General features: G+C 72.5%; 11 protein-coding genes. 9 read left to right on the forward strand and 2 right to left on the reverse strand.

What is annotated here, in order from left to right; all coding sequences use genetic code 11:
* Positions 1 to 37: 37 nt before the first annotated feature.
* The 6 genes from AC2XR2_RS27465 (at position 38) to sucD (ending at position 8,195) form a co-directional block, all read left to right on the forward strand.
* Positions 38 to 2,689: a DUF5682 family protein gene (locus AC2XR2_RS27465; RefSeq protein WP_491518509.1), complete on the forward strand. Its 2,652-nt coding sequence runs from the start codon at positions 38 to 40 to the stop codon at positions 2,687 to 2,689.
* A 166-nt stretch (positions 2,690 to 2,855) separates the two neighbouring features.
* Positions 2,856 to 4,109 (forward strand): VWA domain-containing protein, encoded by a 1,254-nt coding sequence (locus AC2XR2_RS27470; RefSeq protein ID WP_491516559.1) that lies wholly within the window; start codon positions 2,856 to 2,858, stop codon positions 4,107 to 4,109.
* A gap of 228 nt (positions 4,110 to 4,337) precedes the next feature.
* The gene (locus AC2XR2_RS27475) at positions 4,338 to 5,321 is read left to right on the forward strand and encodes a hypothetical protein (RefSeq protein ID WP_491516560.1); all 984 of its coding nucleotides are present in this window, start codon (positions 4,338 to 4,340) and stop codon (positions 5,319 to 5,321) included.
* A gap of 169 nt (positions 5,322 to 5,490) precedes the next feature.
* The gene (locus tag AC2XR2_RS27480; protein ID WP_381301599.1) at positions 5,491 to 5,682 is read left to right on the forward strand and encodes a hypothetical protein; all 192 of its coding nucleotides are present in this window, start codon (positions 5,491 to 5,493) and stop codon (positions 5,680 to 5,682) included.
* Between the two features lie 428 nt (positions 5,683 to 6,110).
* On the forward strand, positions 6,111 to 7,289 hold the full coding sequence (sucC, locus tag AC2XR2_RS27485) for an ADP-forming succinate--CoA ligase subunit beta (protein WP_491516561.1): 1,179 nt from the start codon (positions 6,111 to 6,113) through the stop codon (positions 7,287 to 7,289).
* A 21-nt stretch (positions 7,290 to 7,310) separates the two neighbouring features.
* Positions 7,311 to 8,195, forward strand: a complete 885-nt coding sequence (gene sucD / locus AC2XR2_RS27490) for a succinate--CoA ligase subunit alpha (RefSeq protein WP_491516562.1) — start codon at positions 7,311 to 7,313, stop codon at positions 8,193 to 8,195.
* A 212-nt stretch (positions 8,196 to 8,407) separates the two neighbouring features.
* On the opposite strand, the gene AC2XR2_RS27495 is transcribed toward sucD, so the two are convergent.
* Positions 8,408 to 9,304 (reverse strand): sigma factor-like helix-turn-helix DNA-binding protein, encoded by an 897-nt coding sequence (locus AC2XR2_RS27495; protein WP_491516563.1) that lies wholly within the window; start codon positions 9,302 to 9,304, stop codon positions 8,408 to 8,410.
* A gap of 96 nt (positions 9,305 to 9,400) precedes the next feature.
* Between AC2XR2_RS27495 and AC2XR2_RS27500 the strand changes: the two genes are divergently transcribed.
* A complete protein-coding gene (locus AC2XR2_RS27500; RefSeq protein ID WP_491516564.1) occupies positions 9,401 to 11,098 on the forward strand; it encodes a cell division protein PerM in 1,698 nt (565 codons plus the stop codon).
* Positions 11,099 to 11,100: 2 nt separating this feature from the next.
* On the opposite strand, the gene AC2XR2_RS27505 is transcribed toward AC2XR2_RS27500, so the two are convergent.
* A complete protein-coding gene (locus tag AC2XR2_RS27505) occupies positions 11,101 to 11,943 on the reverse strand; it encodes a hypothetical protein (protein ID WP_491516565.1) in 843 nt (280 codons plus the stop codon).
* Positions 11,944 to 12,243: 300 nt separating this feature from the next.
* Between AC2XR2_RS27505 and purN the strand changes: the two genes are divergently transcribed.
* The gene (gene purN / locus AC2XR2_RS27510; RefSeq protein ID WP_491516566.1) at positions 12,244 to 12,891 is read left to right on the forward strand and encodes a phosphoribosylglycinamide formyltransferase; all 648 of its coding nucleotides are present in this window, start codon (positions 12,244 to 12,246) and stop codon (positions 12,889 to 12,891) included.
* Entirely contained in the window at positions 12,888 to 14,450 is a 1,563-nt protein-coding gene (purH, locus tag AC2XR2_RS27515; RefSeq protein WP_491516567.1) for a bifunctional phosphoribosylaminoimidazolecarboxamide formyltransferase/IMP cyclohydrolase, read from the forward strand. Before purN ends, purH begins: the two co-directional genes overlap by 4 nt.
* The last annotated feature ends 21 nt before the right edge of the window (positions 14,451 to 14,471 follow it).

Below are 14,471 nucleotides of genomic sequence, written 5' to 3' on the forward strand. Positions count from 1 at the left end.
TGAGGTCGGGAGTGGAGAGACGAGCGGAGGCCAGGGGGTGCGGGGGAGTCGGGGGGCTGGTTCCGGGGTGTTGTTGCTCGGGGTGCGGCATCACGGGCCGGGGTCGGCCCGGTCCGTGCGGGCGGCGTTGGACGCGGCGCTGCCCCGGGTGGTGCTGATCGAGGGACCGCCCGAGGCCGACGCGCTGATCCCGCTGGCCGCCGAGGAGGACATGCGGCCGCCGGTCGCCCTGCTCGCCCATGCCGTGGACGAGCCCGGGCGTTCGGCGTTCTGGCCGCTCGCCGAGTTCTCCCCGGAGTGGGTGGCGATCCGCTGGGCGCTGGAGCACGACGTCCCGGCCCGCTTCATCGACCTGCCCGCCACGCACACGCTGGCCTGGGGGAGGAGCGAGGAGGACCAGGGTCCGGCCGACGGGGGACCGGACGGACCCGCCGACGGGGTGCCGGAGACGCCGGGCGCCGAGGCACCGGGATCCGGGGCGCCAGGGTCCGAGATGCCGGGGTCCAGGGCGCCGGGTACGGGCGGTATGGATGCCGATCCGCCCGGTACCGACGCCGACACTGCCGGGGAGGGGGCCGCTCCAGGCGGCGAGGCCGCCCCTCACGACGCCGTTCGGGTCGATCCGCTCGCCGTGCTCGCCGAGGCCGCCGGTTACGACGATCCCGAGCGGTGGTGGGAGGACGTCGTCGAGCATCGGGGCGCGGGGCGGGGGGACGTGTTCGAGCCGTTCACCGTGCTGGAAGAGGCGATGGGGGTGCTGCGGGAGGCGTACGGGACCGGGGGACACGACCGGGACCTCGTGCGGGAGGCGTACATGCGGCTCCAGCTGCGTGCGGCGCAGCGGGAGTTCGGGGACGACGTGGCCGTGGTGTGCGGGGCCTGGCATGTGCCCGCACTGCGGAGCAGGAGCACCGTCGCCGCCGACAAGGCGCTGCTGAAGGGACTCCCGAAGGTCAAGGCGGACCTGACGTGGGTGCCGTGGACGCATCGCAGGCTGTCGCGGCACAGCGGCTACGGCGCGGGGATCGACTCGCCGGGCTGGTACGGGCACCTGTTCGCCGCGCCGGACCGACCCGTCGAGCGATGGCTGACCAAGGTGGCGGGACTGCTGCGGGACGAGGACCGGATCGTGTCGTCGGCGCACGTGATCGAGGCCGTACGGCTGGCCGAGACGCTCGCGGCGATGCGCGGCCGCCCGCTGCCCGGCCTGAGCGAGACGACCGACGCGGTGCGGGCGGTGATGTGCGACGGCTCGGACGTACCGCTGGCGCTCGTGCACGACCGGCTGGTGGTCGGGGATGTGCTGGGGGAGGTGCCGCACGCGGCGCCCGCGGTGCCCTTGCAGCGTGACCTGGACCGGATCCAGCGGCGGCTGCGGCTCAGGCCGGAGGCGTTGGAGCGGGAGCTGGAGCTCGACCTGCGCAAGGAGAACGACGCCGAGCGCAGCAGGCTGTTGCACCGGCTGCGGCTGCTGGGCGTGGCCTGGGGTGAGCCGGCGGTCTCGCGGGGGAGCACCGGCACGTTCCGGGAGACGTGGCGACTGCGGTGGGAGCCGGAGTTGGCCGTGCGGGTCGCCGAGGCCGGGGTGTGGGGCACGACCGTGCTCGCCGCGGCGACGGCCAAGGCGGAGGCGGACGCCGTCTCCGCGTCCGGGCTCGCCGACGTCACCGCGCTCGCCGAGCGTTGTCTGTTGGCCGAACTCCCGGACGCCCTGCCCACGGTGATGCAGATCCTCGCCGACCGCGCCGCGCTGGACGCGGACGTCGGTCACCTCGCCCAGGCTCTGCCGGCCCTGGTCCGCTCCCTCCGCTACGGCGATGTGCGCGGCACCGGCACCGGGGCCCTGGCGGAGGTGGCCGCGGGTCTCGCCGAGCGCGTCTTCGTCGGCCTGCCGCCGGCCTGCGCCGCGCTGGACGCGGAGGCGGCCGAGGAGATGCGGCGCCATGTGGACGCGGTGCACGGAGCGGTGGGACTGCTGGGCGAGGTGACGGACCCCGAGACGACGGACCCGGAGGCGACGGACCCGGGGCAGGGCGTCGAGGCGAGTGCGTCTTCGGTGGGCGTATCGGGACGAGGGGAGGGCCCGTCGGCGCCGGGTCAGCGGGGGTTGCGGGGGCGTTGGCTGGGCGTGCTCAAGGTGCTCGGTCGGCGCGACACGGTGCCGGGTGTCATCCGGGGGCGGGCCGTGCGGCTGCTGCTGGATGACGGGGAGTTGGCGCAGGACGAGGTGGCGCGGCTCATGGGGCTCGTCCTGTCGCCGGGGACGCCGCCGGGGGACGCGGCCGCGTGGATCGAGGGTTTCGTCGGGGGCGGGTCGGGCGGCGGGATGCTCCTGGTGCACGACGAGCGGCTGCTCGGGCTGGTCGACGCCTGGTTGACCGGGGTGTCGGCGGAGGCGTTCACCGATGTGCTGCCTCTGCTGCGGCGCACGTTCTCGGCGTATGAGCCCGGAGTGCGCAGGACGCTGGGCGAGTTGGTGCGGCGGGGGCCGGGGCAGCGGGGGAGTGCGGCGGGAGCCGGTTCCGGGATACCGGGGTTCGGACCGGAGCTCGACGGAGAGCGGGCGGAGGCGGTGCTGCCGGTGGTGCGGCTGCTGCTCGGCCTGGACGGCGACGACGGCGATGCGGACAGCGACGGCGGCTTGACGAACATCGACGACAACGACCTTGCGAGGGTGGCGGGATGCTGACCGAGGTGACGCAGACGGCAAGGAGGAGGGGCGACGTCACGGGCGCCGCCGCAGAAGGACGCGGAGGCGTACCCGCACACAGGACCGCGCCCCGGACGAGGCACGGTTCGACGACGACCGTGACTGTGGTCCCGCTCTGGGACCGTTTCCGGACGGGGGTCCAGGGATGACGATTGAGCCGAACGGACAGCCGAGCGCAACGGACAGCTCTTCCACGCCCACCACCTCCGACACCGCAGCCACCTTGAGCCTCGGCCACGCCCCGGATCCCGTCCCGGTCGACGAGCGGCTGCGCCGGTGGCGGTTGGTGCTCGGTGGGGACGCGGCTGACGGGACCGGGTGCGTGCTCGGGGGGCGGGACGCGGCCATGGACGGGGCTCTGGCTGCGCTCTACGGCAGGGGAGACGGGAAGGGGCAGGCGGGGAGGGAGCGTTCGGCGGGGCTCGGGGCGTCGGCGCCGTCCGTGGCGCGCTGGCTGGGGGACATCCGGACGTACTTCCCCTCTTCCGTCGTGCAGGTCATGCAGCGGGACGCGATCGACCGGCTGGGGCTGTCCACCTTGCTGCTCGAGCCGGAGATGCTGGAGGCGGTGGAGGCCGACGTGCACCTCGTCGGCACGCTGCTGTCGCTCAACAAGGCGATGCCGGAGACGACGAAGGAGACGGCACGGGCCGTGGTGCGCAAGGTCGTCGAGGACCTGGAGAAGCGGCTCGCCACCCGTACCCGTGCCACGCTCACCGGCGCCCTGGACCGCAGCGCGCGGATCAACCGGCCGCGCCACCACGACATCGACTGGAACCGCACGATCTCGGCCAACCTCAAGCACTACCTGCCGGAGTACCGGACGATCGTGCCGGAGCGGCTCGTCGGGTACGGCCGGGCCTCTCGGTCGGTGAAGAAGGAGGTCGTCCTCTGCATCGACCAGTCGGGGTCGATGGCGGCGTCCGTCGTCTACGCGTCGGTGTTCGGGGCGGTGCTGGCGTCGATGCGGTCGATCGACACACGGCTCGTCGTGTTCGACACGGCGGTCGTCGACCTCACCGACCAGCTCGACGACCCGGTGGACGTGCTGTTCGGTACGCAGCTGGGCGGCGGTACGGACATCAACCGGGCGCTGGCGTACTGCCAGTCGCAGATCACCCGGCCCGCGGAGACGGTGGTGGTGCTGATCAGCGACCTCTACGAGGGCGGCATCCGCGACGAGATGCTCAAGCGGGTCGCGGCGATGAAGGCGTCGGGGGTGCAGTTCGTGACGCTGCTCGCCCTGTCCGACGAGGGGGCGCCGGCCTACGACCGGGAGCACGCGGCCGCGCTCGCCGCGCTGGGCGCACCGGCCTTCGCCTGCACGCCCGACCTGTTCCCGGAGGTGATGGCGGCGGCCATCGAGAAGCGGCCCCTTCCGATACCGGACACGGCCTGAACCGGTGCGTGAACCCGGGGCGCGGGTTGGTGATTTGTCGACCCGGTGACCTGCGGCTTCGGCCAGCAAAACGGACATGACTACGCATCGGTAACAGGGGGCTTGCGCAACCTCGGGCGCCCCGTGCAAGGATCGGTCTCTCCACAGTCTTCACCCTTCCCGTCCGTTTCCGTCTCCGCTTCCATGCCGTTTCGCCTTGTTCCGTCGCACGGAAGGTCTCGCTCCCCCTTGACCTGGTCAGCAGCGTTTCCCGGTGTCGCCGTGCGCGGGCTGCGCGGGGCGTTGGGGCGACGTGTGCTGCAAGTGGGGCTGCTGGTGGGCGGGTTGTTCGTGCTGGGGTTCCTCTGCGGCGAGCAGGCCCACGCGGCGGAGGGTGCCGGGTTGTTGCCGGTCAAGGCACCCGTGCAGCTGGTGAAACCGCCGATCGAGCCGAGAGCTCTGGGCACGGGCACGGAAACGGCCAGGGAACAGCGCCCGGAAACGACCACGGTTACGGGCTCCGGAACGCCAAAGGGCGGGCCGCTCAAGCCGGTTGCCCCCGTCGACCACGACAAGGTTCTCCTTCCGGTGACCCAGGATGTCGTGGCGACCGTGAGTGACGGGATCGTGCGGCCGGTCGGTGATCTGGTCGAGACGGTGACGACGGGACTGACCGAGACGGTCGGGATACCTCCGGTGCAGGACCTGCCGGAGTTGCCGACGCTGCCGTCGTTCCCGGAGTCCCCTTCGTGGCCGACGCTCCCCCAGGCACCGGATCTTCCGTCGGTGCCGGGCCTGCCCGAGGTGCCGGTGCAGACCCTGCCCGCGCCCGCGCCGGTCACCTCGGCGCCGCAGCCCGGACCCGGCGACCACGCGGTGGCCAAGCCGGCCGATGACGAGGGCTCCGTGCGCGGCGGGGTCGCGTACGGGCCGCGGTTCACCGGTAGCGGCACCGTGACCGAGACCGCCGTCCTCGGCTCCGCCCACCGCGCCTCCGCGCACCGTACCGCCTCCACCATGCACACGCCCGCGCACCCGGCGCCCGCCGACGGCCAGGGCGGTGCCCTGGGCGGCAAGCCGGCGATGGACAACGGTTCGCCGCGACACGGCGACGCACATGCCATCACCCTCGACCACCGGGCGCCGCTGTGGCTCGTGCCCGGTGCCGCCGCGGACGTCGACGCGGCCGGGACCCGGGACAGGCACCGGGACATCCCCGTCTTCCCCGGCTAGGTCCGGACCTCCTCCTCCCCGGCGCTGATCTGGCGCGCGGGGCGGAACAGGTCTGCCCCAGCCGTTCGGACGACGCCTCTCCGACTCCGGACGGATCCCCAGGAGCCCAGCGGCTCCGGATGTCCCCCTGCCTCTCGAGGCCCCCAAGATCCAGGGATCCGACGCACTCATGAACAAGAACACCCGCCGTGCCCACGTCACAGCCGCCGGAGTCACCGACGCGGAGGAGCTCCGCGCGGGCGCGCTGCCGCGGGTGGCCGCGGGGACGGGGCCGGCCGAGATGGGGGCTCCGGAGCCGGTGGTCAGAACGCCCAGGGCGAAGGCTGACTCCCCTCCCACCACCGCGACCCGCTCGCGGTGATTCGAACGACTCCGTGCGGTGACGGACCCCGGACGGCCGAAAGCCATCGGTTTGTTCGTCCGGAGCCGTTCGGAGGGTGCGGACCGGTCCCCGTTGGGGTGGGGATCAGCCGCTCCCGGCCCCCTTCGGGGCCGTACAAGGGGCCTCACCGGGGCAACCCCACCCCGGTGAGGCCCCGCCTCCCGTCCTCACGTGCGGCACGCCGTGCCAGTGAGCGCGGCATCATGTGACAGGTATCACCGCTCAGGTGTGACCCTCGATTTAGAGCCGCTCCGCAAGCGGCGATAACCTGCGAGACGGACATGCCGCGCGCTCGGACACCGTGTGCGCCTCCCTTGTGACACAGACAGCGGTCGGACGTCACGTTGCCCTCGCGGCACGCCCACGCAGACAACGAACCGCGAGATCACTGATAGGGACGGAAGCGCGTGGACCTGTTCGAGTACCAGGCGAGGGACCTCTTCGCCAAGCACGATGTACCGGTGCTGGCCGGTGAAGTCATCGACACGCCTGAGGCGGCCCGCGCAGCCACCGAGCGCCTCGGTGGCAAGTCCGTCGTCAAGGCCCAGGTGAAGGTCGGCGGCCGTGGCAAGGCGGGTGGCGTCAAGCTCGCCGCCTCCGCCGACGAGGCCGTGGAGCACGCCACCAACATCCTCGGCATGGACATCAAGGGCCACACGGTCCACAAGGTGATGATCGCCGAGACGGCCCCGGAGATCGTGGAGGAGTACTACGTCTCCTTCCTCCTGGACCGTGCCAACCGCACCTTCCTCTCCATCGCCTCCGTCGAGGGCGGCATGGAGATCGAGGAGGTGGCGGAGACCCGCCCCGAGGCCGTCGCCAAGACGCCGATCGACGCCAACGTCGGTGTGACCCCCGAGGTCGCCCGCCAGATCGTCGAGGCCGCGAACTTCCCGGCCGAGGTCGCCGACAAGGTCGAGAACGTCCTGGTCACCCTGTGGAAGACCTTCATCGAGGAGGACGCCCTCCTCGTCGAGGTCAACCCGCTGGCCAAGGTCGCCTCCGGTGACGTCATCGCCCTGGACGGCAAGGTCTCCCTCGACGAGAACGCCGAGTTCCGTCAGCCGGGACACGAGGCCCTCCAGGACAAGGACGCGGCCAACCCGCTCGAGGCCGCCGCCAAGGCCAAGAACCTCAACTACGTCAAGCTCGACGGCGAGGTCGGCATCATCGGCAACGGCGCGGGTCTCGTCATGAGCACCCTGGACGTCGTCGCGTACGCCGGTGAGGCGCACGGTGGCGTCAAGCCCGCCAACTTCCTCGACATCGGCGGTGGCGCCTCCGCCGCCGTCATGGCGAACGGCCTGGAGATCATCCTGGGCGACCCCGACGTCAAGTCGGTCTTCGTCAACGTCTTCGGCGGCATCACCGCGTGCGACGAGGTCGCCAACGGCATCGTGCAGGCGCTGCAGCTGCTCGCGGACAAGGGCGAGGAAGTCACCAAGCCCCTCGTCGTCCGCCTCGACGGCAACAACGCCGAGCTGGGTCGCAAGATCCTCTCCGACGCCAACCACCCGCTGGTCCAGCGCGTGGACACCATGGACGGCGCGGCCGACAAGGCCGCCGAGCTCGCGGCTGCGAAGTAAGGGAAGAGGGACAGACAAGCCATGGCTATCTTCCTCGACAAGGACTCCAAGGTCATCGTCCAGGGCATGACCGGTGCCACGGGCATGAAGCACACCAAGCTCATGCTGGCCGACGGCACGAACATCGTCGGTGGCGTGAACCCCCGCAAGGCGGGCACGTCGGTCGACATCGACGGCACCGAGATCCCGGTCTTCGGCACGGTCGCCGAGGCGATCGAGAAGACGGGCGCGAACGTGTCCGTCCTCTTCGTACCGCCGGCCTTCGCCAAGGCCGCCGTGATCGAGGCCATCGACGCCGAGATCCCGCTCGCGGTCGTCATCACCGAGGGCATCGCGGTCCACGACTCCGCCGCGTTCTACGCGTACGCCGTGTCCAAGGGCAACAAGACCCGGATCATCGGCCCGAACTGCCCCGGTCTCATCACCCCGGGCCAGTCGAACGCCGGCATCATCCCGGGCGACATCACCAAGCCGGGCCGCATCGGCCTGGTCTCGAAGTCCGGCACGCTGACGTACCAGATGATGTACGAGCTGCGGGACATCGGCTTCTCGTCGGCCGTCGGCATCGGTGGTGACCCGGTCATCGGCACCACCCACATCGACGCGCTGGCCGCTTTCGAGGCGGACCCCGACACCGACCTGATCGTCATGATCGGTGAGATCGGTGGCGACGCCGAGGAGCGCGCGGCCGCGTTCATCAAGGAGAACGTGACCAAGCCGGTCGTCGGTTACGTCGCGGGCTTCACCGCGCCCGAGGGCAAGACCATGGGCCACGCCGGCGCCATCGTCTCCGGCTCCTCCGGCACGGCCGCCGCGAAGAAGGAGGCCCTCGAGGCCGCCGGCGTCAAGGTCGGCAAGACGCCGACCGAGACGGCGAAGCTGGCGCGGGAGATCCTCGCCGGCTGAACGGCACCCAGCTGAACGTCGATGGGCTCGCTCCGTGACTTGGGGCGGGCCCATCGACGCGTCATGGGGTGCCGGGTCCGGTTGTCAGGCGGCTGCGGGTGCGTCGTGGCTGATCGCGCAGTTCCCCGCGCCCCTAAAAGACTTCAAGTGGACCCACTTTTCAAGGGGCGCGGGGAACTGCGCGACCAGCCCCCACCGGCCCCCAGCCGGCCCTAACGAGCAAGTGGCACCACCTTCTCCGGGCCGTTCCCCATGGACGAGCGCAGCTTCCTCCGCAGCGACACCTCCGACTCCGACAACGCCCCCTGCCCCACCCGCGCCGGCACCCCCTGGATCTCCGCGCCCGGCGCGATCGGCGGTTCGTAGTGGGTCGGTGCCGTGCGGACCGTGAGTGCCGTCGTGCCGATCAGTGCCACCGTGAACGCGATCGCCGCCCGGGTCCAGAAGCGGGCCCGCCGCTCGCTGCCGTTGCGCACGGCAGGCGGCGTCGCCGCACGGAGCCGCTCGTGGGAGGCCAGCGAGGCCAGGCGCTCGTGCAGGGTCGACGGGTCGGTCAGGTCGGGATGCGTGGCCGCGATCGCCGCGCGCGCGTTCATCAGCCGGTTCGCGGTCGTCGGCGTGCTCGCCTCCGTCTCCGCCGCCGTCTCCGGAAGGTCGAGGCCGAGACCGTCGTACAGCAGGAGGCAGCGTCGCTGCGACGGCGGGAGCTTGAGGAGTACGGCCATCAGCGCGCGGTCGGACGGGTCGGCGGCCGGCGGCTCGGGGTTCCGGTAGCGAGGGCGGAACCGGTGCCAGGGGGAGAGGGCGTACTCGTACGTCATGGCCCGTACCCAGCCCGCCGGGTCGCGGTCCACCGCCACCTCGGGCCAGCGCTGCCAGGCGAGTTGGAAGGCCCGTTCGACCGACTCGCGGGCGAGTTCGCGGCGGCCGGTGAGCAGATAGGCCTGCCGGACGAGTGCGGGGGCGCAGAAGGCGTACAGCGCGTCGAAGGCCTGAGCGGGTGTCAGGGAAACCGCCGAGGGCCCCGGTTCGGGCTGCGGCTGATGATCCGTCACCTCGGGCGCGGGCTCCGGCTCCTTCGGTGGCCCGGCCGACAATTCCGCCGTCACAGGGCACCCCTTCGTACGAAAAAGTACATAGTCGTATATTGATCGACACTTCGGTGGTTCGCTTGTTACGACGGATAAGCGCGTGTCGTTGGGAGCATGGCGGGCGTGATCGAGATGACTGCTCGCCGTACCTCGTTGTCGCCCCTGTTCACCCGGTTGCGCGACCGGACGCCCGGCTTGGCCGCCAGCCTCCTGGGTGGCGCGGTGGCCGCCGGCCTAGGGCTCGGGTCGTTCGCCGTGCTCGTGACGGTGCTGTGGATCAGCTCGCCGTATCCCGACAGCGGTCCCGGTGGCGCGCTGCACGTGGCCGCGGCGCTGTGGCTGCTGGCCCACGGTGCCGAACTGGTCCGCACGGACACGCTCTCCGGCGTGCCGGCCCCGGTCGGTGTGACCCCGTTGCTGCTGCTCGCGCTGCCGTTGTGGCTGGTGCACCGGGCCGCGCGGGACGTGGCCTCGGGGGACGAGGCGCCCCCGCCGGCGTCCGGGCGGACGGCGTGGGCGGGGGTCGTGCTCGGGTACCTCGCCGTCGGCGCGGCCGCCGCGCTGTACGCGTCCGGCGGGGTGCTGCGGCCGTCCTGGGCGTGGGTCTGCGGGTGCCTGCCGGTCGTCGCCACGGTGGCGGCCGGGGCGGGGGTGTGGACGGCGTACGGCCGCCCCGGCGACGCGCTGGACGGCGTCCTGGTGCTGCTGCCCGCGGGGTTGCGGCGACTGGTGCTCGGGGCGGAGGCGCGGGCACGGCTCGGTGTGGCGGCCCGGGCCGCGGGGGCCGGGGTCGCCGTGCTCGTAGGGGGCGGTGCGGCGGTGCTGGGGGTGTCTCTGGTGGTGCACGGCGAGGCCACCCGGGGATCGTTCCTCCAGCTGACGGAGGGGTGGTCGGGGCGGTTCGCCGTCCTGCTGCTCTGTCTGGCGCTGGTGCCCAACGCGGCGGTGTGGGCGGTCGGGTACGCCACCGGGCCCGGGTTCGTGCTGGGCGCGGGGCATGTGGTGGCGCCGCTGTCGTCGGATCCCGCGCCGCTGCTGCCGCCGTTCCCGCTGCTGGCGGCCGTGCCGGAGGCGGGGGCCGGGGGAACCGTGCACTGGGTGGTGGCGGGGGTGCCGGTGGTGGCCGGGGTGGTGGTGGGCTGGTTCGTGGGGCGGGCCGCGGACGCCGACTGGTCGCGTGGACGGACCGCGGGGGCGGTGTGCTGGGCCGCGGCGCTGTGCGCGGTGGCGCTCGCCGGGCTCGCCGTGCTGGCCGGCGGCCCGCTGGGCGTGGGGACGCTGGCCGGCTTCGGCCCGGTGTGGTGGCAGGTGGGCGGCGCGGTGGCGGTGTGGATCGCGGGCGTAGGAGTGCCGGTGGCGTTGGGGGTGGGGGGCTGGCGGGGACGCACGCGCGGTGGAGCGCGGGCGTGGGTGCGAGGGCTGTTGACCTGGCGGAAAGCGGCGGACGGGACCACGACGACGCCTGGAGCCGCACCTGGGAGTGGCCCGGTGAAGCCCAGCGACACGCAGGCCGCCCGGGTGGTGGTGCCGAGCGGCGCCCCTGACCACACCCTCGGCGGCCCCGGCCAGGAGGACGCCCCCGCCCGGGAACACACGGACGCCGGCCCCCTCGAAGAAGACGCCTACGCCCCCACCGACCAGGACGACACCTACGAGCCCTACGCCGTGCTCCCCCTCGAGCCCTCGGCGAGCCCCTTCCCCGAGTCCGCCCCCTGGTACGAGGACGCGTCACGCGAGTCCCGCTGGGCCGCGCTGAAGGAGGCGTCCGCGCCCCTGGAGGAGCCCGAGAAGCCCGACCGCGCAGCCGACTGACCTCAGTCCTCGGCGCCCATCGGGCCCCGGAGTTTCTCCGGGAGCAGCTTCGCGCAGGACTGCTGGGCCTGGTTGGTGAGGGCGTCGTTGGCGCAGGTGTAGTAGTCGTCGTAGACGAGTCTCAGGGTGAAGCTCGCCGCAACGAAGGCGATGGCCAGGGAAGCGGTGACCAGGCCGGTCACCGCCGCCGTGGTCTGGGGGCGCGCGGACTGGGGCGGGGCCGGGGTGTTCGGGTCCGGGGTGCGGGGCTTGGCGCGCAGGGCGCTGATGCCCCAGTTCATGGCCAGGGCGCCCAGCAGCAGGCCCACGGGCTGCCAGCCGAAGAGGACGAAGAAGAAGGCCCACATCCCGGAGAGCAGCGCGTAGCGGGCGCGGCGCTGGGCCGGGTCCGTCGGGTCCCAGCGCGGGCCGGATCCGGTGTTGCCCTGACCTTCCTGGCCGGGGCCGGGGTTCACGCCCGGGCGCTGCCCGAAGCCGCCGTCGGAGCGGCCCGGCTGGCGGTCGCTCCACTGGCTGCCCCACGGGGTGTAGCCGCCACCGCCATCGCCCTGCCCGCCCTGGGAACCCTCCGAACCCTCCGAGCCCTCCGGGCGGCGGGGCTGCCACGGGCGGTCCGGGGAGCCCTCCGGTGGCGGGGCGAACGGGTTGTCCTCCTCGGCCGCACCGCCCTGCCCCTCGCCGTTCTTCCTGCCGGAAGACGTGCCTGAGGAGTTGCCGGAGGACTTGCCGGAGGAAGGGGCGTCCGGCGGCGACGCGGGCTGCTCCCGCAGCAGCATGCCGCTGCGCTCCCCTCCCTGCACCGACTGCTGGGGGAGCGTGAGGAGTCGCAGGCTGCGGTCCGACATCAAGTGAGCGTCTTCCCCTTGGAGTCCGTCGAGTACGTGAAGCGTCCGGCGTGAGCCGTCACCCCGTGAACGCACCGCACACCACCCGCGTTCCCGGACCGGCTCCGTGCAGACGCTACCTTCCGGCCACGCCCCCGTCCCACGGGGGCCGTCCGGTGTGCCGGTATCGTTGCTGACGGTCGGCCGCTTCGTAGGCTTCCCCGTATCCCCGGGCCCGAAGCATTCGTACGAAGGTACAAAGCGTCCGAAGCTGCGAAGCGTCGGCCGTGAGAAGACCCTCCTTCGAGAAAGGGCCCCGCCGTGGCCGCCAAGCCCGTGGCCGAGCAGGCCAGGCCGGTCAAGCGCCTGGTCGTGCTGGTCTCCGGATCCGGTACGAACCTCCAGGCCCTGCTGGACGCCATCGAGGAGACCGGCGCACAGGCCTACGGTGCCGAGATCGTGGCCGTCGGCGCCGACCGCGAGAACATCGAGGGGCTGGCCCGGGCCGAGCGGGCGGGGCTGCCGGTCTTCGTGTGCAAGGTCAAGGACTTCGAGAGCCGCGAGGAGTGGGACGCCGCCCTCGCCGAGGCCGTCTCCGCGCACAAACCCGACCTCGTGGTGTCCGCCGGGTTCATGAAGATCGTGGGCAAGGAGTTCCTCGCCCGCTTCGGTGGGCGGTTCGTGAACACCCACCCCGCGCTGCTGCCCAGTTTTCCCGGCGCCCACGGCGTCCGTGACGCGCTCGCGTACGGCGCCAGGGTCACCGGCTGCACCGTCCACTTCGTCGACGACGGCGTCGACACCGGACCGATCATCGCCCAGGGCGTGGTGGAGATCCGGGACGAGGACGACGAGAGCGCTCTGCACGAGCGCATCAAGGAAGTCGAGCGAAGGCTGCTCGTCGAGGTCGTGGGGCGGCTCGCCCGCAACGGCTATCGCATTGAGGGACGAAAGGTAGTTATCCAGTGACCGCCGAGAACAAGCGGCCCCTTCGCCGGGCGCTCATCAGCGTCTACGACAAGACCGGCCTCGATGACCTCGCGCGCGGCCTGCACGAGGCGGGCGTCGAGCTCGTCTCCACCGGGTCCACCGCCGGCCGTATCGCCGCCGCCGGCGTCCCCGTCACCAAGGTCGAGGAGCTCACCGGCTTCCCCGAGTGCCTGGACGGCCGGGTCAAGACGCTGCACCCGCGCGTGCACGCCGGCATTCTCGCCGACCTGCGCCTCGACAGCCACCGCGAGCAGCTCGCGGAGCTCGGTGTCGAGCCGTTCGACCTCGTCGTCGTGAACCTCTACCCGTTCCGCGAGACCGTCGCCTCCGGCGCGAGCCCCGACGAGTGCGTCGAGCAGATCGACATCGGCGGCCCCTCCATGGTGCGCGCCGCCGCCAAGAACCACCCCTCGGTCGCCGTCGTCACCAGCCCCGAGCGCTACGCCGACGTCCTGGCCGCGGTCAAGGACGGTGGCTTCGACCTCGTCACCCGCAAGCGGCTCGCCGCCGAGGCGTTCCGGCACACCGCCGAGTACGACATCGCGGTCTCCAGCTGGTTCGCCAGCGCCTACGCCCCCGCCGACGACTCGCAGTTCCCCGACTTCATCGCGGCCGCCCTGGAGCGCAAGAGCACCCTGCGCTACGGCGAGAACCCGCACCAGCCCGCCGCGCTCTACGTCGACGGCAGCGGTGTCGGTCTCGCCGAGGCCGAGCAGCTGCACGGCAAGGAGATGTCGTACAACAACTACACGGACACGGACGCCGCCCGCCGTGCCGCGTACGACCACACCGAGCCGGCCGTCGCGATCATCAAGCACGCCAACCCCTGCGGTATCGCGGTCGGTTCGGACGTCGCCGAGGCGCACCGCAAGGCACACGCGTGTGACCCGCTGTCGGCGTTCGGCGGCGTGATCGCGGTCAACCGGCCGGTCTCCAAGGAGATGGCCGAGCAGGTCGCCGAGATCTTCACCGAGGTCATCGTGGCGCCGGACTACGAGGAGGGCGCCCTGGAGGCGCTCGCCAAGAAGAAGAACATCCGCGTCCTGAAGGCCCCGGCCGCGCCCGCGCACCCCGCCGAGGTCAAGCCCATCGACGGCGGCGCGCTCCTCCAGGTCACCGACCGCCTCCAGGCCGAGGGCGACGACCCGGCCAACTGGACCCTCGCGGCCGGCGAGGCGCTGAGCGCGGACGAGCTCGGCGAGCTCGCCTTCGCGTGGCGGGCCTGCCGGGCCGTCAAGTCCAACGCGATCCTGCTCGCCAAGGACGGCGCCTCGGTCGGCGTCGGCATGGGCCAGGTCAACCGCGTCGACTCCGCGAAGCTCGCCGTCGAGCGGGCCGGTGCCGAGCGCGCGCAGGGCTCGTACGCCGCCTCGGACGCCTTCTTCCCCTTCCCGGACGGCCTGGAGGTCCTCCTGGAGGCCGGCGTGAAGGCGGTCGTCCAGCCGGGCGGCTCGGTCCGTGACGAACTCGTCGTCGAGGCCGCGAAGAAGGCCGGCGTCACCATGTACTTCACGGGGACGCGGCACTTCTTCCACTGACGGAACCGGGACACCGGCCTG

The sequence above is a fragment of the Streptomyces sp. LS-MS-L19 genome, assembly GCF_058382285.1.